The 19,795-nt window shown below is 58.7% G+C and carries 13 protein-coding genes; 3 read left to right on the top strand and 10 right to left on the bottom strand.

All coding sequences use genetic code 11. The features are described 5' to 3' along the window. Positions 1-113: 113 nt before the first annotated feature. The 6 genes from M1D99_RS09950 to M1D99_RS09925 form a co-directional block, all read right to left on the bottom strand. Complete coding sequence (locus M1D99_RS09950; RefSeq protein ID WP_186708695.1) at positions 114-980, bottom strand: pirin family protein; 867 nt, start codon at positions 978-980, stop codon at positions 114-116. 256 nt (positions 981-1,236) lie between these two features. Beyond that, positions 1,237-1,851 (bottom strand): response regulator, encoded by a 615-nt coding sequence (locus tag M1D99_RS09945; protein WP_458131719.1) that lies wholly within the window; start codon positions 1,849-1,851, stop codon positions 1,237-1,239. A gap of 114 nt (positions 1,852-1,965) precedes the next feature. After that, a complete protein-coding gene (locus tag M1D99_RS09940) occupies positions 1,966-2,400 on the bottom strand; it encodes a PleD family two-component system response regulator (protein ID WP_434574939.1) in 435 nt (144 codons plus the stop codon). 280 nt (positions 2,401-2,680) lie between these two features. Then, positions 2,681-5,899, bottom strand: coding sequence for an ATP-binding protein (locus M1D99_RS09935; RefSeq protein ID WP_458131718.1), 3,219 nt, complete (start codon positions 5,897-5,899; stop codon positions 2,681-2,683). A gap of 336 nt (positions 5,900-6,235) precedes the next feature. After that, positions 6,236-7,570, bottom strand: a complete 1,335-nt coding sequence (locus tag M1D99_RS09930) for a lysine N(6)-hydroxylase/L-ornithine N(5)-oxygenase family protein (RefSeq protein ID WP_458131717.1) — start codon at positions 7,568-7,570, stop codon at positions 6,236-6,238. Between the two features lie 146 nt (positions 7,571-7,716). Continuing rightward, positions 7,717-8,199, bottom strand: coding sequence for a sigma-70 family RNA polymerase sigma factor (locus tag M1D99_RS09925; protein ID WP_186708687.1), 483 nt, complete (start codon positions 8,197-8,199; stop codon positions 7,717-7,719). Between the two features lie 460 nt (positions 8,200-8,659). Between M1D99_RS09925 and M1D99_RS09920 the strand changes: the two genes are divergently transcribed. Genes M1D99_RS09920 through M1D99_RS09910 form a run of 3 tightly spaced genes read left to right on the top strand, consistent with a single transcriptional unit; the run spans position 8,660 to position 13,184 of the window. Beyond that, complete coding sequence (locus M1D99_RS09920; RefSeq protein ID WP_186708685.1) at positions 8,660-9,808, top strand: efflux RND transporter periplasmic adaptor subunit; 1,149 nt, start codon at positions 8,660-8,662, stop codon at positions 9,806-9,808. Beyond that, entirely contained in the window at positions 9,809-11,779 is a 1,971-nt protein-coding gene (locus M1D99_RS09915) for a MacB family efflux pump subunit (RefSeq protein ID WP_458131716.1), read from the top strand. It abuts the gene before it with no gap. Between the two features lie 10 nt (positions 11,780-11,789). Further along, positions 11,790-13,184 carry an efflux transporter outer membrane subunit gene (locus tag M1D99_RS09910; RefSeq protein ID WP_458131715.1) on the top strand — a complete coding sequence of 465 codons (1,395 nt, stop codon included), beginning with the start codon at positions 11,790-11,792 and terminating at the stop codon, positions 13,182-13,184. Positions 13,185-13,478: 294 nt separating this feature from the next. On the opposite strand, the gene M1D99_RS09905 is transcribed toward M1D99_RS09910, so the two are convergent. The 4 genes from M1D99_RS09905 to M1D99_RS09890 form a co-directional block, all read right to left on the bottom strand. After that, positions 13,479-14,105: an immunity protein Imm33 domain-containing protein gene (locus M1D99_RS09905; protein ID WP_458131714.1), complete on the bottom strand. Its 627-nt coding sequence runs from the start codon at positions 14,103-14,105 to the stop codon at positions 13,479-13,481. Continuing rightward, positions 14,102-15,022, bottom strand: coding sequence for an RHS repeat-associated core domain-containing protein (locus tag M1D99_RS09900; protein ID WP_458131713.1), 921 nt, complete (start codon positions 15,020-15,022; stop codon positions 14,102-14,104). The genes M1D99_RS09905 and M1D99_RS09900 overlap by 4 nt, the downstream gene beginning before the upstream one ends. 23 nt (positions 15,023-15,045) lie before the next feature. Beyond that, a complete protein-coding gene (locus M1D99_RS09895) occupies positions 15,046-18,717 on the bottom strand; it encodes a hypothetical protein (protein WP_458131712.1) in 3,672 nt (1,223 codons plus the stop codon). A gap of 773 nt (positions 18,718-19,490) precedes the next feature. Further along, a complete protein-coding gene (locus tag M1D99_RS09890; RefSeq protein ID WP_458131711.1) occupies positions 19,491-19,751 on the bottom strand; it encodes a hypothetical protein in 261 nt (86 codons plus the stop codon). Positions 19,752-19,795: the final 44 nt, after the last annotated feature.

Genomic DNA, 19,795 nt, shown 5'->3' with positions numbered 1-19,795 from the left:
CTCCTGTGGGAGCGGGCTTGCTCGCGAAGGCGGTGTGTCAGCAGACATTTACTTCACTGACACACCGCCTTCGCGAGCAAGCCCGCTCCCACATTGGCCCTGCGTGGCTAGCGTCAGTCTTGCATCCGGCCAAAGCGTCCGGAATGGAAATCCTCGAAGGCCTGGTGGATTTCCTGTTCACTGTTCATCACGAACGGACCATGGCCGACGATGGGCTCGTCGATCGGCTCGCCACTGAGCAGTAGCACCACCGCGTCATTATTGGCTTGCAGGCTTAATTGGTCGCCGGCCCGGTCGAACAGGGCCATCTGTCCGGCCTCGATCCGTTCGCGGCCATTGGCCTGGACCGAGCCCCGCAGCACCACCAGGGCGGTGTTGTGCCCTTCGTGCAGGTCAAGGGTGAGGTTCTTATCGGCATTCAAGCGAATGTCCCAGACGTCGATGGGCGTGAAGGTCCGTGCCGGGCCTTGATGCCCTTCGAAGCGCCCGGCGATCAGGCGCAGGCTGCCGGCGTTGTCCTTCAGGGCAATGTTCGGAATGTCGCCCTTGAGGATCGTTTGGTAGCCGGCCGGGGCCATTTTGTCCTTGGCGGGCAGGTTGACCCACAGCTGGACCATTTCCATGAAGCCGCCCTGCCGGGCGAAGGCTTCGGAGTGGAACTCTTCGTGGATGATGCCGGAAGCGGCAGTCATCCATTGCACGTCGCCGGGACCGATCTTGCCGCCGCTGCCGGTGGAATCACGGTGCTCCAGTTCGCCCTGGTAGACGATGGTCACGGTTTCGAACCCACGATGCGGGTGCTGGCCGACGCCACGCCGCTCGGTGGTGGGCGTGAATTCGGTGGGGGCGGCGTGGTCCAGCAGCAGGAACGGGCTGATGTGCTTGCCCAGGTTGTCGTAGGAAAACAGCGTGCGCACCTGGAAGCCATCGCCGACCCAATGGGGCCGCGGGCTGGTGTAGAGGCCGATGATGTTTTTCATGCCGTGTCTCCAAATCAGGTGTTGCAACTCGATGGAGATAGCTTAAAACCGACACCCTTGAAGCACTAGACGGCAAAAACCGGCTATAGCGTTCTATCCAGAGAACGATTAAGCATCTGGAAAAACTACAATGTCCCCACAGTTCCCCTTGTGGGAGCGGGCTTGCTCGCGAATGCGGAGTGTCAGTGAAGTAAATGCTTGCTGACACACCGCATTCGCGAGCAAGCCCGCTCCCACAGGTTTCGGTATCACTCATTCAAAGGTGATTGCGCTTGGCAAACTCCGACAGCCCCACCAGGGATTGCAAGCAGAGTTTTTCCAACAGGCGCGTCTTGTAGGTGCTGACGGTTTTCGGGCTCAAGAACAGGCTTTCGGCGATGTCCTTGCCACGCATGCCCATGGCCAGCATGCGCAAGATGGACAGTTCGCGGGTGGAAAGGCTTTCCAGGGCCTGCTGTTCACTGCGTTGTTGGAAATCCAGCCGGACGGATGTCTGGGGAAAATAGGCATAACCGGACTTCAACGCCTGGATGGCCTTGGTCAGCTCCTTCAAGTCGCTTTTCTTGGTCACAAACCCCCGGGCCCCGGCCGAGATGCAGCGGTTGCAGAAGTGCTGAGCGTCCTGGGAGGTGAACACCAACACGCTGCATTCAGGAAACTGGGCCATGATCCAGACCAGCAGGTCGAGGCCATCGAAACCGTTCATCACCAGGTCCAGGATCACCAGGTCCGGCGCGCCCTCCTTGATGATGGCCCTGGCATCGGCCGCCCCGCTGGCGTCCCGGATGTGGGTGAATGCCTCATTCTGGCAAATGAGCCGCAGCGCCCCTCGTATGACAGGGTGGTCATCCACGATCAACACGTCTTTCAAGGCAACTCCCCAAAACAATACAAACGGCACCGGCGCCATGACCGCACCGGACTCTTGCACAAACGTCTGGCCGTGCCACCTGTCAGACCTGACAGTGCGGACCGACGGTCGGGTTCAGTGTCCATGACCCTGCCTGAGGGCGCGCGCCCACGCCTGCAACGGCTCATGGACCTGAGGATCAACCCGCTCCATCAAACGCCGCAGCGAAGCCAGGTCCGGCAGTGGCGCCGGGCTCAGATGCAGGTTCGATCGACGCGCGACAGGCACCGGCGACTGACTGGCCGATTGCGCGTTGTAAAGCATCCCGTGGCGAACCTGTGGGTTATAGACAACAAAATCGTGCAAATCCAGCGCCTCGCCTGCCAACTGCGCGTTGACGACAATCAGGTCGAACGGCTCGCTGCCGTACTCCACCAGCGTCAGCAACTCTTGCAAATGGCTCACGGGGACAATCCGGAAGTAGCCTTGTTGATTGAACAGACGTTCCAGCACGATTCGATGGGTGTGTTGGGTATCGGCAATCAGGATACGAAGTGCTTTGTTCGGCATGGCAAGCTTTCCAATAGCAACGCGCCAGGTAGGCACCGGCTCAAGAACATTAAGGGCGCTCAGGCTAGAGGAAGCGTTTGAAGGGCGATGTAGGACTATTCCTAAAATGAAGCCAGACGAAGCCCTTGTGGCGAAGACATTTATCTTTTTGCTCGGATTCTGTAGGAGCTGGCGAAGCCTGCGATCTTTTGATCTTTCGCTTGGGACTCAAGTGTCAGGGGAAAGATCGCAGCCTCGTTGCACTCGTCAGCTCCTACGGCTCCTACAGTTCCTACAGCTCCTACTCAGTTTTTACCCCTTCCATGTAGGTTTTCAGTTGTTCGGCCAGGTGGTCGATGGCTTGGCGTAGGTTTTCCACGGCTTCGGTGAGCAGCGACACGTTGCCTTCTCGGCAAGCCTCTTCCAGCGCCTCGCAGGCAGCAATCAGGCGTTGCGCCTGGATGATCCGCGCCCCGCCCTTGATCCGGTGCGCCAGGTCCGCCAGGCCCGGCAAGTCTTGTCGGGTGGCCAAGTGCAGCAGTCGCACGAGATCTTCGGCATTGCTGCTGACCAGTTCTTCCAACAACGCCTTCATGGCGCTCGTGTCGCTGCCGGTCAGTTGTTCCAGGCCGGCCAAGTCGATGCCATCGCGGGGCCGGGGCGCCAGCGCATCCGGCGTGACCGAGGCCAGGCACGCATTGAGCTCCCTGAGGCCGATGGGCTTGAACAGGCAATCGTCCATCCCGGCTTCGGCGCAGCGCTGCTTTTCCTCAGGCTGGGCGTTGGCCGTGAACCCCAGGATCACCACGGGCGACAAATTGCGCTCGCGCTCTTCGTCGCGAATGGCCCGGGCCAGTTCGTAGCCGCTCATCAAGGGCATGTTGCAGTCGGTGATGACCACATCGAAATGTTCGCTGCGCCAAGCCTGCAGGCCGTCGATACCGTTCTGTGCCTCCTGGACACGATGACCCAGGTAGCCCAGTTGCTGAGACAGCAGCAAGCGGTTGGCCGGGTAGTCGTCGACCACCAGGATACTCAGCGCCCGGACCGCCGGCGGCGCCTCGTCCTGGCTGGGCGGCAGCGTCGACAGCGCGTCGAGCATGGGCAACTCCAGCAAGACTTCGACCTGCGTGCCCTCCCCTGGCACGCTGTGTAATGCCAGGGTGCCGCCCATCATTTCGCATAACGTGCGGCTGATGACCAACCCCAACCCGGAACCGCTGCGGGCCGACTGGGGGTGATGGCCGGCCTGGGTAAAGGGGCTGAACAGGCGGCGCTGGTCCTCGGGGGAAATACCGCAACCGGTGTCCTCGACCCGCAGGCAAATGCCCAAGTGCTTGTGCTCAGGGTTCAACTCGCCGCGCACACTCAGGCGCACTTCGCCTTGGTCGGTGAACTTGATGGCGTTGCTCAGCAGGTTCGAGACGACCTGCTTGAAACGCAACGGATCGACCAACACGTCGCAATCGACCGTAGCATCCAGTACCCAGTGCAAACGCAAGTGTTTCTGCCAGGCCAGGCCCTCGAAGATCCGCGCCACCGACTCGATCAACCCGCGTAAATTGGCCCGTTGCGGCGCCAGCGACAGCTTGCCCGACTCGATTCGGGCGATGTCGAGGATGTCGCCGATCAAGTCCAGCATGCCATGGGCGGCGCCCGACGCGACTTCGATGGCGAAGCGGTCCACGACGCCCTGGTCGGCTTTTTTCAGGGCCAGCTCCAGCAGGCCGATCACCGCATTCATCGGCGTGCGGATCTCATGGCTCATGGTCGCCACGAAGGTGGTCTTGGCCCGATTGGCTTCGTCGGCGCTTTCCTTGGCCACGCGCAACTGTTCCAGCAGCCGCCGCAGATAAACGCCCCAGCCAAAGGCCACCAGCAACAGCAACGCAGCAACGGTAAACCCTCGCAGAATCGTGGTGCGGTTGCGCAGCCAATAACTGTTGTCGATCACCACTTCACTGCGCCAGCGGTTGGTCAGCTCGTCCATTTCCTCGGGCGAAATGCTCAACAGCGCCTTGTCCAGGATCGAATGAAGCGCCAAGGCGTCCCGGTTCGTCGCCAGGGCAACGTACGCGGGCAAGGTGCCCACGGTACTGGTGACTTGCAGGGTGTCGCGGTACTGGCGGGAGATCATGTAGCGGGCACTGATCAGCGGATTGATCGCCGCATCCGCCGTGCCGGCGGCGACCATGGCCATGGCGTCGGCCGCGTTCTGCGCCGCCACCAACTGCACCCGGGGGAACTGCTCCAGCAGGAATTCGCGCAGCACGTTGCCACGCACCAGCGCCAGGCGCTTGCCGGCCATCTGGTCCAGGGTCAGCGCCTTGGCCTTGAGCGGCACCACCAGCACGAACGGGTTCGCCAGGTAGGGTCGGGTAAAACGCAACTCATCTTCGAGTTCGGCGCTGGGGATGGCGGTGGCCAAGACGTCGGCCTTGCCGCTCTTGATCTGGCCGATCAAATCGTCAACCGAATCGCCCCGCTGCACATCGAATTTCAAACCGGTGCGCAAGCTGATCCGGGCCAGCACATCGGCGCCGATGCCGCGCAAATGGTCTTGTTCATCGAAGAACGTCAGCGGCAGGAAGTTTTCGTTGACCGCCACCTTGATCCGCGGATGGGCGTCTAGCCAACGCTGTTCCTTGACGCTGAAATGCAAGGCCTGCTGCCCCGGCATGCTCGCCCCGCCAGCGCTCCAGCGCCGCAGGATGATCATGCGTTCGCTGGCAGGAATGGCTTGCAGCGCGGCGTTGACGATGCGCAGCATCCGCGCATTGTCGCGGCTGACCGCAAAGGCGAACGGCTGCACCTCCAGGCGCGAGAAATCGGCCAGTTGGACGTTGTTCAGGTAATTCTTGCTGATGAGGTAGTTGGAACTGATCGAGTCTCCCAGGTAGACGTCGGCCTGACCGAACGCCACGGCTCCGATGGCACCCAAGGTCGAGGGGAACAATTGAAAGGCAGCGTCGGGATAAAATGCCTCGACCGTCTCCGGCGGCAAGTAGTGATAGAGCATCGCCACGCGCTTGCCGGCCAGGTCCGTGGGCAAATCCTGGCTGTCGTCGATGCGGGCCACGAGGGTAGGCAGGTCATCGGCATAGGCCTGGGACATCGCCAGGTCCGGATCGGCGGCTTCGAAGCCATTGGCGGTGCCGAGCAGGTCGATCTCACCGCCGCGCAGGGCCTGGAGCGATTCGGCACGGGACGGGTAGCGCTGGACCTGCACCTTGATGTGCAGGAGTTGCCCCAGCAATTGTGCGTAGTCCGCGGTCAGGCCTTCGTAGTCGCGGCCATTGCCGGTGATGCTGAAAGGCGCATAGTCCGGCGCCGAGGCGCCCAGCAGCAACGTGCCCTTCTGGCGCAACCAGCCCCAGTCGGCGGCGGCGAGGGACACCGAATAATCATCCACATGGGAGCGCCCGAGCACCTGCAACGACTCAGGCGCCGCGCCCACCTGTGGCGCCATACTCAATGAGCCCAGCAGCGCCACCAGGCCCGTGCGTAGAAGGAGCTTCATCTGTTCGAGGTGTTTCGCATGGCGTAGTCGGCCCGGAAACCACCGACTTCAGTCAGGGTGACCGGTTGTGGGTTCAGACTGCCAATACGAGGGAACAGCGAACCGTCGATGCGCCTGTCGAACAGACGCATGACATGAGTGTAGGAAGTTTCTGAAAAATTTCCTGCGAGTGACCCAGGTCGCCCCCTTCAGGGCCAAACCTATGACCTGTGGGAGCGGGCTTGCTCGCTAAGGCAGTGGGTCAGTGACATTGATGCCAACTGTCACACCGCCTTCGCGAGCAAGCCCGCTCCCACAGGGGGTTTTGCATTGATTGACACTTGGCGCAGGTCTGGCCTACACAGCGGCGAGCAACCGATCGCGCACCGGACGCGCCTGCCCACGATTGTTCCCATGTTCATACAGCGAGCCGGCAATTTCATCGGCACGCACCGGCAGGATCGATAACAGGGTGTCGCTCAGGCCATGGCTGGCCTGGCAGAAGCCCTGCATGTAGATCGCCGCCTTGCAGCGCTCGTCGGTGATCAGCTTGTAGTTGCGATCCACCTCGAAATTCCCCAGGTACTGCGCCAGCGGCTCCAGCAGGGTGCGGTGCATCTGCCGCTCGTAACCGGTGGCCAAGACCACGGTGTCATAACGGCGCACCGTCAGCTCGCCCGTGGCGTTGTTGCGCACCGCCAGTTCCACGCCCGCGTCGGTGGCCGTGGCTTTCTCAATCGTGGTGAGGGTGCGGAACGCATGACGGGCGATGCCGGAGACTTTCTGGCGGTAAAAAATCCCGTAGATGCGTTCGATCAAATCGATGTCCACTACCGAATAGTTGGTGTTGTGGTACTCGTTGACCAACCGCTCGCGCTCGCTGTGGGGTTGCTGGAACACCAGGTCGGTGAATTCCGGAGAGAACACTTCGTTGACGAACGGGCTGTCATCCGCCGGTTTGAGGGCCGAGCCGCGCAGGATCATGTCGACCTGTACCGAAGGGAAGCTGTCGTTGAGGTCGATAAAGGCCTCCGCCGCGCTCTGCCCGCCGCCGATAATGGCGATGTTCATCGGCTGGCCCTTCACGCACGGCTGGCTCGCCATGCGCTCCAGGTACTGGGAATGGTGGAACACCCGCGCATCATCCCTGAACGCCTTGAACGCCTCGGGGATGCGCGCGGTACCGCCGGCACTGACCACCAGAGAGCGGGTGGTGCGGATCAACTCTTCACCCTGGGCATCGCGGGAAATCACTCGCAGCGCTTCGACCTGCTGGTTATGCAGCACCGGTTCGATGCGCAGCACTTCCTCGCCATAACGGCTCTGCTCGGTGAAGTGTCCGGCCACCCAGCGCAGGTAGTCATTGAACTCCATGCGGCACGGGTAGAAGGTGCCCAGGTTGATGAAATCCACCAGGCGGCCGTGGTGCTTGAGGTAATTGACGAACGAATACGGGCTGGTGGGGTTGCGCAGGGTCACCAGGTCCTTGAGGAAGGAAATCTGCAACTCGCTCTGGGTCACCAGGGTGTTGCCGTGCCAGCGGTAATCGGCCTGCTTGTCGAGGAACAACACGTCCAGTTCACCCTGGGCCGGCCCCCGCTCCTGCAGCGCGATGGCCAGCGCCAGGTTCGAAGGGCCGAAGCCAATGCCGATCAAGTCGTGAACGATGGGCGATGCAATTGCCTGTGTCATGTCCAGTGTCCTCTGGAAAAGCCCCTCAACAGGGCACGAAAAGCCTGGGGAACCTGACCGGCGCTCGAGGCGCCGGCAAGTCGTCTGTTGAGAGGAACGAGGACAATGAAAAAAAATTTACCGCAGGGTGACCGGTGACGATCGAATCAGGGCGCGTCCCACTGTCGCACGCGAACGCGGCAGTGCTTCATGGCGTTGACGATGTGTTTTTCCACCAGCGCCCGGGAAATGCCCAGGCGCTCGGCGATCTGCGGGTGGGACAGGCCTTCGAGCTTGCGCAGCAGGAAACTCTCGCGGCACAGCGGCGGCAGCTCGGCCAGGGCACGCTGCAGCATGTCCAGGCGCTGGCCATGGTCGAAGCTGATATGGGGCGATGGGGTGAAGAAGCGTTCTTCGCTGTCCAGCACATCCAGGGATTCGACCTGACGCAGGGTATTGCGCCGATGCCCGTCGATCACCAGGTTCAGCGCCGTACGGTAGAGAAACGCCCGCGGCTGTTCGATGGGCGTGTCGCTGGCACGCTCCAGCACCCGCACATAAGCGTCATGCACCACATCCTCGGCCGCCTGGCGGTTGCCTAGCCTGGCGTTCAGGAAACACACCAGCTCGCGATAGTAGTTTTCCAACATGACTCCCGTGCGCAATGACTGCGACAGCTATCCTTGTGCCACCCGGCATGCCTGAAAAGGGCATGGCACGATAGTGGCAGATTCAATCGCGTAATTTATAGTAATTCTCATATAGATTTAAAGGGTTGGTTTGTATCAAGGCTGATTCGTTTACTTCAACCGCCGCCAGGTATTGCTTTTGTGGCGAGGGAGCTTGCTCCCGCTGGCCTGCGCAGCAGGCCCAAGGCAGGTAACACCATTGAATCTGACATAACCGGGATTCAGGTTTTAGGGCCGCTTCGCGCCCCAGCGGGAGCAAGCTCCCTCGCCACAGGGGCTGTGGCGCTGCAATTGATTTTTTCCAACCTGCTACCAAGTGTTTCACACCAGTAAATTCCCGCCCGGAACGCTCGTTTACCAGAACAGCCTCCCATCCCTGCCCTTCCTCGGACGGGCCCGATATCACTGGCCGGAACCCTGCATGAAACGTCCCCGCCCTACCCGACGCGCCTGGCTTCTCACCTTCGCCCTGCTTCCGGCCGTGGCCTTCGCCGCGTGGCAAGCGGTCGCGCCAAGTCGTGAGCCCCTGGTCACTGCCCCCGTCACCCGGGGCGATATCGAAAACAGCGTCACTGCCCTGGGCACCTTGCAACCGCGGCGTTATGTCGACGTCGGCGCCCAGGCGTCCGGGCAGATCCAGAAGATTCATGTGGAAGCCGGCGACGAGGTCCGTGAAGGCCAGTTGCTGGTGGAAATCGACCCGTCCACGCAAAAAGCCAAGCTCGACGCCGGGCGCTTTTCCATCGAGAACCTCAAAGCCCAGCTTCAGGAGCAACGCGCCCAGCACGACCTGGCGCAGCAGAAATTCCGTCGCCAGCAGCAACTCAAGGCCGGCGGCGCCACCCGCGAGGAAGACGTGCAGACCGCCCAGGCCGAAGTGCGCGCGACCCAGGCTCGCATCGACATGTTCCAGGCCCAGATCCGCCAGGCCCAGGCCAGCCTGCGCAGCGACGAGGCCGAGTTGGGCTACACACGCATCTATGCGCCGATGAGCGGCACCGTGGTCGCCGTCGGCGCCCGGGAAGGCCAGACCCTCAACGCCCAGCAGCAGACGCCGTTGATCCTGCGCATCGCCCGGCTGTCGCCGATGACGGTCTGGGCCGAAGTGTCGGAAGCCGATATCGGCCACGTCAAGCCGGGCATGACCGCCTACTTCACCACCCTGGCCGGCGGCAACCGGCGCTGGAGCAGCACCGTGCGCCAGATCCTCCCGGTGCCGCCGCGCCCGCTGGAAGCCAGCCAGGGCGGCAGCCCCACCGGTGGCCGCAGCGGCAGCGAACGGGTGGTGCTCTACACCGTGTTGCTGGACGTGGACAACGCCGACCGCGCCTTGATGACCGACATGACCGCCCAGGTGTTTTTCGTTGCCGCCCAAGCCAAGGACGTGCTGACCGTGCCCATCGCTGCCCTGCAAGACGCCAATCAGGTGCAGGTGCTGGCCGACAATGGCGATGTCCAGCCGCGCACCGTTCGCACGGGCGTCAGCGATCGCCTGCGCACGCAGATTCTCGACGGCTTGAGCGAAGGCGACCGGGTGCTGATCGGCTCGGCCAGCGGCAGCGGAGGCTGAATGAATACGCCCCTGATCGAACTGCGGGACATTCGCAAGGCCTATGGCGGCGGCGACAGCCCTCGGGTGGAGGTGCTGCGCGGCATCGACTTGGCCATTCACGCCGGGGAGTTCCTGGCGATTGTCGGGGCGTCCGGCTCCGGCAAATCCACCTTGATGAACATCCTTGGCTGCCTCGACCGCCCCACCCGCGGCGAGTACCGTTTCGCGGGCGAAGACGTCGCCAACCTGGGCAGCGATGAATTGGCCTGGCTGCGGCGCGAAGCGTTCGGTTTCGTGTTCCAGGGCTATCACCTGATTCCCTCCGGCACCGCCCAGGAAAACGTCGAAATGCCGGCGATCTACGCCGGCACTTCCGCCGCCGAGCGCCACGCCCGGGCCAGCGCTTTGCTTGACCGCCTGGGCCTGGCCAGCCGCACCGGCAACCGTCCCCATCAACTTTCTGGCGGGCAGCAGCAGCGGGTGTCGATCGCCCGGGCCTTGATGAATGGCGGCCATATCATTCTCGCCGACGAACCCACTGGCGCCCTCGACAGCCAGAGCGGCATCGAGGTCATGGCGTTGCTCGACGAACTGGCGAGCCAGGGCCACGTGGTGATCCTGATCACCCACGACCGCGAGGTGGCGGCCCGGGCCAAGCGCATCATCGAGATCCGCGATGGGTTGATCATCAGTGACAGCGCCACCGCTTTGCCGCACGACGTGCAAGCCAATCCAAAGGCCTTACAGGCCGTGGACCTGCGCCAGCGCCTGAGTGCCGGCAGCGAACACAACGGTGCCTGGAAAGGCGAATTGGTGGACGCGGTGCAAGCGGCATGGCGGGTGATGTGGATCAACCGCTTTCGCACCGCCCTGACCCTGCTCGGCATCGTCATCGGCGTGGCCTCGGTGGTGGTGATGCTGGCCGTGGGCGAAGGCAGCAAGCGCCAAGTCATGGCCCAGATGGGCGCGTTCGGCTCGAACATCATCTACCTCAACGGCATCGCGCCCACGCCGCGAGCCACCAAGGGCATCATCAGCGAATACGACCTGGCCGCCCTCGCCGCCCTGCCCGAAGTGCAGCGCATCATGCCGGTCAACGGCGCCGAAGCCAGCGTACGGTTCGGCAACCTCGACCACACCAGCTACGTCGGCGGCAACGACACCAACTTCCCGATCATCTTCAATTGGCCGGTGGCCGAAGGCAGCTACTTCAGCGACGCCGACGAACGCGGCGCCGCGGCGGTGGCGGTGATCGGCCACAAGGTCCGGCAGAAACTGCTCAAGGACGTCGCCGACCCCATCGGCCGTTACATCCTGATCGAGAACATGCCGTTCCAGGTGGTCGGCGTACTGGCGGAAAAAGGCGCCAGCTCCGGGGATTCGGACGCCGACAATCGCGTCGCCATCCCATACTCCGCCGCCAGTGTGCGGCTGTTCGGCAGCCGCCATCCCGAGTACGTAGTGATCGCCGCCCGGGATGCAAGCAAGGTCCAGGAGGCCGAGCAAGCCGTCTCCCGAACGCTGTTGCGCCTGCATGAAGGCAAGCAGGATTTCGAACTGACCAACAACGCCGCGATGATCCAGGCCGAGGCCCGTACCCAGGGCACGCTGTCGCTGATGCTCGGCGCTATCGCGGCTATTTCGCTGTTGGTGGGCGGCATCGGCGTGATGAACATCATGCTCATGACCGTGCGCGAACGCACTCGCGAGATCGGTATCCGCATGGCCACCGGCGCCCGCCAACGGGACATCCTGCGCCAATTCCTCACCGAAGCGGTGATGCTCTCGGTGGTCGGCGGGCTCGCCGGTATCGGCCTGGCCCTGCTGGTGGGTGGCGCCCTGTTGCTGGGCAAGATCGCCGTGGCCTTCGAATGGCTGGCGGTGTTCGGCGCCTTTGGCTGCGCCCTGGTCACCGGCGTTGTCTTCGGCTTCATGCCTGCCCGCAAGGCCGCCCGCCTCGACCCGGTGGCGGCCCTCACCAGTGAATGAACCCCACTTTATGAAAGCGCACCTGACCCTCCTGGCCGCCAGCCTGTTGCTGGCGGCCTGCGCCACCCCGACATCGGCACCGGACAGCGGCATCCAGCCGCCATCGACTTGGCAGAATATTGATACACCCAGCGCCCAAGCGGATAACCAGCAATGGTGGACGCACTTCGGCAGCCCGCAATTGAATCGCTTGATCGAACAAGCGCGCCTGGACAGCCACGACCTGGCCGCCGCCATGGCCCGGGTGCGCCAGGCCCAGGCCAGCGCCGTGATCGCCGGTGCGCCGTTGTTGCCGGCCGTTACCGCCGGGCTCAACGGCAATCGCCAGGAATTGTTGCGCGGCAAGGGCTACAGCCAACTGGACGTCGACCGGGATAACCGCACCATCGACTACTACGACGCCAATCTCAGCGCCACCTATGAGCTGGATTTCTGGGGTGGCAAACGGGCGGCCCGGGACAGTGCATTAAAGACGTTGTCGGCCAGCCAGTTCGACCGCGCGACGGTGGAGTTGACCCTGCTCAGCGGTGTTGCCAACAGCTACACCCAGGCCTTGTCCCTGCGCGAACAACAGCGCATCGCCGAACAGAACCTGGACAACGCCCAGCGTGTACTCGACCTGGTGCAGACCCGCTACGACGCCGGCAGCGCCACGGCCTTGGAACTGTCCCAGCAAAAAAGCCTGGTGGCGGCTCAAGAACGCCGGTTACCGCAAGTGCAGCAACAGGCCCGCGAAGCGTTGATCACCCTGGCGACACTGCTGGGGCAACCGGTGCAGTCGATCACACTCGACGACGACAGTTTCGACCGCTTGCACTGGCCCGCCATCGATACCGGGGTGCCCAGCGATCTGCTGCGCCGCCGCCCGGACATTGCCGCCGCCGAAGCACGCCTCGCCGCCGCCCAGGCCGACATCAGCGTGGCCCGCGCCGCGATGCTGCCCACCATGACCCTGGGCTTGAGCCTCGGCACGGGTGCCGACATCGCCGACCAGTTGCTGCGCAACAACGTCTACAACCTCACGGCTGGCCTCGCCGCGCCAATCTTCAACAACGGCCGCTTGAAGGCCGAACGGGACAAAGCCACCGCCCGGCAAGAGGAACTGCTGGAGCTCTATCGCGCCGCCATCATCAACGGCTTCGCCGACGTCGAAAAAGCCCTGAACGGCATCCACGGCCTGGACCGTCAGCGGCAATGGCAAAGCGAGGAACTGCACCAGGCCCAGACCGCCTTCGACATCGCCCAACGCCGCTACCAGGCCGGCGCCGAAGATTTGCTCACGGTACTGGAAACCCAACGCACGCTGTACGCCGCCCAGAACATGAACGTGCAACTGCGATTGGCGCGGGTGCACGCGAGCGTGGCGTTGTACAGAGCGTTGGGTGGGGGTTGGCGGGTGATGTAGGCCTCAAACACGCCTTTAAAACCAGTGTGGCTAAGATTATCCCTGTGGCGAGGGAGCTTGCTCCCGCTGGGCTGCGCAGCAGCCCCAATGGCCAGCACCTCGGTGGGTCAGATGTTTTGAGGGAGTTGGGTTTTTAGGGCGCAGCCCAGCGGGGAAACCCCCTCACTACAACTTCGTTGATCGCTAGCCTCATCCGCAACAGCGACATCGCTTGCAGTTTAACGTCGACCATACGACTAATACCGATAAGTCAGGAGCACGCCCAGTTGGGCGGACTCCTTATTCAAAGCAGTATCAGTTGTTTATTTTTTTATCCAGCCAGACGTCGTTTGTAGGACCGTGGAATCGGTAGCCATACGGCAATGCTAGAAACTTCACCAAGTCCGGTCGATTTACCGAGACATGCTGGGTATGAACCGTCTTCAGATTTTTTACATCCCCATCAAATCTGTCCGTGGTGAGCCACCAACCTGACATATGCTCAGGGGAGGGGTAGCGTACTCCCTCAGCAGGATCGCCTTCCAGGATGCCATCTGAGATCACAATCATCTGGTCAAAGGTCGGTGCGGCGTAGTCCGCGCCTACCTTCTCACACACCGCATGCTGTTCGGCCCAGAGTCTCAGAGTGGTGCTGATGCCTGGTACATATACTCCAGTCACCGGCGACTGCTCAAAAAACAACAATTCTCGTTTGTCGTTCAGATGCATCTTCGTGACCCAACATCCATACCCCAAGGTTTCGTCTGGAGCGACTCTATAGCCCGCTTCAACATACCGAACGACGAGATTGATGAAGTCTATGGCATCTTCTTTCAGGCTGGCGTCGTCGACCATGATGCTGATCTCATAGTCAAACCGCTCCGCAAGTCCCTCGGTTTTCAATGTCAGACCAGAGCCTGCTTCAATACTGCTGATGTTCATTGATTGTACCTCGTAGCACCACGTACTTGGCCCCCCTGGACACGACTGCAGCCCAGACAGTGTGGGTAAAGTCGCTGCTCACCCCCAGTAGGGTTCAGCGCGTTGGCCGGTTGATGATCAGGTATGTAGTTGCCGCTTTTAGTGCCTGGATCAGTTTTGCCGCAAGTATGACAGCCGGTATCGCGCCCGGCGCTGTTAATTGCATCGCGTTCGTCTTGAGTAAAGTCCCGACCTGGTCCCCGGGCTGGAATGGAGTCGCCTGCAAACTCTCCTGGTTTTAACGTATCTTTCGATGGTTGCTTTGAGGTACTGGATTCATCGCTACTGTTGTTAACCGTATTCCATGTGGATGGACTGCCGACATCAGAGCCTGGATAGGATATTCCACCGGTGTTGAAATCGCTGGAACCGGATTGACCACCTCTGCCATTGACAATTGTGTTCACGGTCACAGCTGTGGCCAGTGCAGTCAATGCATAAAAAGCTGGAACCACCAGAAACGCAAAACGTCCGTCAGGGTCTACATATTTGTAAGGGTTGTTATTGGTATAGGCGTAGCGGTTAAAACTGTGCAGATTGTCTGTCTGAAAATCGACCGGGTCGATCCCCATAAACCGTCCCAGCACCGGGTCATAATATCGCGCGCCCATGTACGACAAACCAGTGGCATCGTCATAGGCTTTGCCGTGGTAGCCGATCTTGTTACTGCTGCTGGGCGCCGAGCGATTCAGCTTGTCCCCATAAGGCTTGTAGTTCTCCTTCCACAGCAGATTGCCAGCGGCATCCGTGGCAGCCATCGGGCTGCCCGAAATGTCGTTGTGAAAATAGGTGATGGTGTCGGCGATGGCCACGTTGTTCAGTATTAGGGCTAGCAGACCCACCCCGAGTTTCTTGATCAGCGTCTTCAGAGCATCCATGTGTTTCTCTCCTTTATCCCAGCTCATGGGCTGACCCGCTGGGCGATGCGTTTGTCACCCAGATAGAGGTACTCGGTGAGCACGCCTGCATTCAGTTCGATCAAGGGTTTGCCATTGGAGTCATGCATCTCGTAAACCTTACCGCTGGCCTTGGTCACGGCACTGCGGTGGTTGAGGCCGTCATAGCTGTATTCCACCTTTTTCGCAGGAACAGCGCAGTTGATGCAGGTGAGGTTGGGCACGTCATTGTAAGTATAGGTGTTGCCCAGGCTGCTGCTGACGTTGCCATAGGCGTCATAGCCGAAGGTGCTGGCTCGTAACCCACTCACACTGCTGAGACGGTTGCTGGTGTCATAGACGTAGGCGAGACTGGATTGCCCAAGGGTTTGCTTGGTGAGGTTACCACCACCGTCGTAGGTGATGCTGCCCTGGCCCCAGAAGCCGACAGCGCTGGTCAGGCGGTTGATGTTGTCGTAGCCCAGCGTGCGGTTGAAGCTGCTGTCAGCGGTGTCTCTGATTGTGGCCAAGTTGCCGACGCCATCATAGGTGTAGCTGCTGTTGAGATAGACGCCGGCAGTGGCGGTTTTTTGGGTGACGAAATTGGTCGGCCACAGGCGCGCATTCTGACCATAAGTGGAGACGGTACCGTTGCTGTAGGTGACGCTTTGAATCAACCCGGACGGCCAATACTTCACGTTGGTAACGTAGCCCGAAACCGTGGTGGGTCGTCCCAGAGCATCGGGTATGTAGCTCACCACACGACCGGACTGCGGGTAGGTGATGCTGCTCAACTGATCATTGCCGTTGTAGGCATATTTAGCAGTGAACACCTTGCCGTCCAATGCCAGACTTTCCTGGATCAGATTACCTGCAGCGTCGTATGCAAAGCTGCGATTACCGCCGCTGGCATTGCTGGTCAGCAATTTACTGTCCTTGTTGTAGGTGTTGGTGATCGCAGGTGTGGTGCCAGGATAGACGGTTGACTTAAGGCGATCGAGGCCGTCATAGGTGTACTTTGTGATGCCCGAAGCGCCCACTTTCTTGGTAATCATATTGCCAGCGATATCACGGCCATAAGTGGTGATACCCGTTTCAGGGTTGGTGACACTGATCAGGTAATTGTGGGCGTCATAGCCGTAAGTGCGCTTTCGTCCTCCTTGTGTAACCGCTGTCATAAGACCGTTAGGGCTGCGTTCAATACTCACGTTAGCGGACGCTTCGGGCGCGGTAATGGCCATCAGCAACTGTTTGTCCGGATTACCGTAAGCGCGGTAGGTGTAGGTCGTGGTTTTACCTCGCTCATCCACGACCGACATATTGGCCGGACCATAGGTGCGAGATTGGAAGGTGCCATCGGCATTGGTCTGGCGAGTCAGGCGATTCAGGGCGTCATATTGATAGCGCGTACCGGTCGCCACGCCTGGGTTGGACTCAAACGTTTTTCGGCCCAAGCCGTCATAAGTGAAAGTTCTGGTGACACCGGCCAATGTGACACTGGCGGGGTGGCCGAACGGGCCGTATACCGTTTTCTCCACCAAAGCGCCGCGAGTGGTGGTTTTCAAAGTGGGGGTATAGGCAATGGTTTCGCGGCTGCCCACCGGTGGTGTGAACGACGTCTGGCGGTTCAGGCCGTCATAAGTATAAGTCGTGGTTTTACCTTCACCGTTGGTTTCAGAGGTAATATTGCCCGCGTTGTCCACTACACGAGTAAGGGTAATACCTTCGGGATGGGTTTCGGTTTGTGCAATGCCGTGCTTGTAGTTTGAGTAGGCATAAACCCTGCCGCCTGGGGTAGTCTTGCTGGCGATGTTGCCTAGAGTGTCATAGGTGAACTTTGTGGTCACCCCATCACGCGTTTCGGTCAGAACCTTGCCGTTGGCGTCGAACGTGCGAGTGAGCGATTTACCTGGGGAGGTTTCGCTAGCAACCTTACCTATGATCCATTTAGTTGGGTCGTTGAAGTAGGTATAGGCAGTGGTGCGGTTGCCTCCGTTGGGGCCGACCTCTATTTTGGTGAGAACATTTCCATAACTATCGATATTGGAGAAAGTAGTTGAGTAGGATACACCGTCGCGAACAATAATTTGAGATTTTTGGTCTGCAGCCCAGACAAATTGGTCTAAGACTGTTCCCAGCTCAAAGATTCTGTACTGATAGTTGGCGATTTTTCTTGGTTGCCATTCATTCGTGAGTCGCGCCCCATTGGGGGTAATCTGTTCTACTAAATGACCTACTTTCCAAGCGGTATTGTTGTTAGCTAAGGCAGGAATGCTAGTCTGTATTGAAAAGCCTAATCCGAAATACCTATAAGTATGCTGTCCATCTGGGCCTGAAACTACGGTCTGATCAAGCTTGCCTGTACCGCCGCGAGTATATGTATAATTCCAAGCGTGTCCACTTGAAAGCTTTCTGCTAGAAACTCGTTCTTCGCGAAGATATAATTTGTCAGTGCTCTTTACTTGTGCTGTTGCGTTGAGGTAGGTATATCCATATGACGTAACTCCACCCGTAGGGAAATGAATGGCCGTCAATTTTCGAGCAGCGACAGTGCTGGTATTCAGAGGCAAGATTGTATCATCTGGATAGCCGAGGCTATATTTGCCTGGTTGATAGTCATAACTCCATGCATCCCCTGTAGGAAGTAAAACTTTAATAAGAAATCCACCAAGCACGCTATCGGTAGCAGAGTAGCTATAAGTAGTTTTTCTACCTGTGTTATCGACGATTTGTTGAAGTCGTCCACTCGCTGCATACGATAGTGTTGCTGTAGCCCCCCCACTGGACTCAATTTTTGTGAGCTGCATAGTTCGGCCTTCTAGCTCAGTGCCACCGCCAGTATAGGAAAAATAGCTCGGACCATCATAGAATTTAGGCGTGGTCCATGTCGGAAGCGCTGCGCCTATGCGGGCGTAGGTATATTTCAGCCAGTTTCCATTAGGATCAGTCGCTGTGTCAGCAGTGATATAGGTTTCTGATTCTTCAGGCGGAGACCACATCACAGGCTGAATCGGAGGTTTAGGTTTGGTAAAGCGAAAAAGCCCTGTTGTTTTTTTCAGATTGAAATTGCCGAAATTGTAACGGATACCGTCGGGTGCAAATAAAGTAATATTCCAGTTGTCGCATTTAAGCTTCCAGTTATCTTTGCTTAGTGCTGTTTTGTTTCCTTGGTTAAATAACAGTGTTGTTTCACCCGTCGGCAATCTAAGCGTTAAATACTGCGCTCTCGAATAGGTTGATACATTTGCACATATTGCATCCATCGCCGTTGGGGAATAATTCGCCTGGGGGACTCGGTCTCCTGATCCTGGCCTTGTCGACATCGACCAAAAATTTTCAAATGATATAATTGGTGCAGCATCTAAACGCCAGCCAGCCCCTAACGAGGTCCACCAGTGGCTTTGATTATGCTGAGCCTTAAGTCCCGCAGAGAGTGCGCGGAGATCATAGTTGCGATATATTTTAATTGGGAGTGCGCTATGTGTGGCAAGCGAAATATCTAGATGCTTTATTTTTAATGACCCGCTATATGGGTCGACAGTATCAACGTTAGGTTGAATGCTAGCATTAGCTTCTGGCAAAGTATTTGGTGAAGCCTCCCTTGTACTTGGAAGGTCATTAGCCATTACCGAAAAGACACTGCCGGCAAGTAATAATGCCAGCGCGCTATGAGGGTTTCCTATTTTTTGCAGTCGCATGAACCTTGATCCTTGGTTTAGGTCTTAAATAGTGCAAGCTTGTGTGGTGTAATCGGGAAGACTGGTGACGAGTTTTCTTTGCCTTTAAGTAGGCTAGGAGTGGCTTGTAAAAAAGTTTGAGACATGCCTTTCAGTACGTTGAATGTTGTTGTCAGGGCGAATGAGTCAGCCGCGCCGCCATTTCGTGGAGCGCTGTTTCAGACGGAGATGGAATATGGATTTCACCCTATAAATACGAACGAGAATTATTCTATATGCGGTCGCGGAGCTTTTCAAGCGTTTCAGGCTGGGGCATCAGCCGTCGACTGGTAAGCGTTTGAGGTTTGTGACAGGTCATCATGGCTTCTAACGTATTTCATTGCTATTTTTGTTAGGTCTCGGCTCCCAGTAAAGAGTGTGGGATGGTCCGACTGAAAGGTTGGATTCAATGTGTTGTAACCTTGATGGTAGCCAATCTGATGAGGCTCATTCGTCCTATCCAATACTGTTTTGGAGGGGAGATGAGCCTGACCGGATGGGCGCGTGGACTAAGTCTGCACCGCCTGGGTGACGGAAGTATTTACCTCTTTCTAGCGCGCCGCCTGCGTTGTGGGGTTTATGATGCGCCTACTTTTATCCTGCGGCATTTGAGTGCGAGCGCGTGAGTCAATGCTTTAACGGCTTAAAGTATGAGTTGCAAGGCAGTGTAGCTCGAGCGCCTATCTTTTAGTTGCTGTTATTATAATAGGTGCGTCACCTCCTCCTGTAAGGAGGAGGTGTGTTAATTGCCTTATTCAGTTTTCAAAGTTTTGGTCATGTAGCGTTATCGCCTCTTCTAGAGATGGCAGCCATTCACAGCGAGATAAAGGACTCTCCTCCATAAAAAGCTCCATTGTGTTTTTTAGAGCGTTTAATTGGTATTCATGCGTTAAAGGTAGACGGAAGAACTCAACATTTTGAACGCAATGCTCGCCACTATTTAAATTTTCAAAGCAAAAATAAATAGCAAGAGTGCGTGAGTCTATGGTCTTCCATACTTCATGAGGCTTTAGCATGTTATCTCCATTAATCTGATGGGGTCCACTTGCCGCTAGCGACC

This window comes from Pseudomonas sp. R3-41 (assembly GCF_054161485.1).
The sequence above is the reverse complement of the archived record's forward strand: the minus strand, read 5'-3'. Positions and strand labels throughout refer to the sequence as shown.

What these genes read in the sequence shown, in the direction of transcription:
- M1D99_RS09950 (WP_186708695.1), bottom strand. Translation starts at nt 980, where the DNA reads ATGAAAAACATCATCGGCCTCTACACCAGCCCGCGGCCCCATTGGGTC.
- M1D99_RS09940 (WP_434574939.1), bottom strand. Translation starts at nt 2,400, where the DNA reads ATGCCGAACAAAGCACTTCGTATCCTGATTGCCGATACCCAACACACC.
- M1D99_RS09935 (WP_458131718.1), bottom strand. Translation starts at nt 5,899, where the DNA reads ATGAAGCTCCTTCTACGCACGGGCCTGGTGGCGCTGCTGGGCTCATTG.
- M1D99_RS09930 (WP_458131717.1), bottom strand. Translation starts at nt 7,570, where the DNA reads ATGACACAGGCAATTGCATCGCCCATCGTTCACGACTTGATCGGCATT.
- M1D99_RS09925 (WP_186708687.1), bottom strand. Translation starts at nt 8,199, where the DNA reads ATGTTGGAAAACTACTATCGCGAGCTGGTGTGTTTCCTGAACGCCAGG.
- M1D99_RS09920 (WP_186708685.1), top strand. Translation starts at nt 8,660, where the DNA reads ATGAAACGTCCCCGCCCTACCCGACGCGCCTGGCTTCTCACCTTCGCC.
- M1D99_RS09915 (WP_458131716.1), top strand. Translation starts at nt 9,809, where the DNA reads ATGAATACGCCCCTGATCGAACTGCGGGACATTCGCAAGGCCTATGGC.
- M1D99_RS09910 (WP_458131715.1), top strand. Translation starts at nt 11,790, where the DNA reads ATGAAAGCGCACCTGACCCTCCTGGCCGCCAGCCTGTTGCTGGCGGCC.
- M1D99_RS09905 (WP_458131714.1), bottom strand. Translation starts at nt 14,105, where the DNA reads ATGAACATCAGCAGTATTGAAGCAGGCTCTGGTCTGACATTGAAAACC.
- M1D99_RS09900 (WP_458131713.1), bottom strand. Translation starts at nt 15,022, where the DNA reads ATGGATGCTCTGAAGACGCTGATCAAGAAACTCGGGGTGGGTCTGCTA.
- M1D99_RS09895 (WP_458131712.1), bottom strand. Translation starts at nt 18,717, where the DNA reads ATGCGACTGCAAAAAATAGGAAACCCTCATAGCGCGCTGGCATTATTA.
- M1D99_RS09890 (WP_458131711.1), bottom strand. Translation starts at nt 19,751, where the DNA reads ATGCTAAAGCCTCATGAAGTATGGAAGACCATAGACTCACGCACTCTT.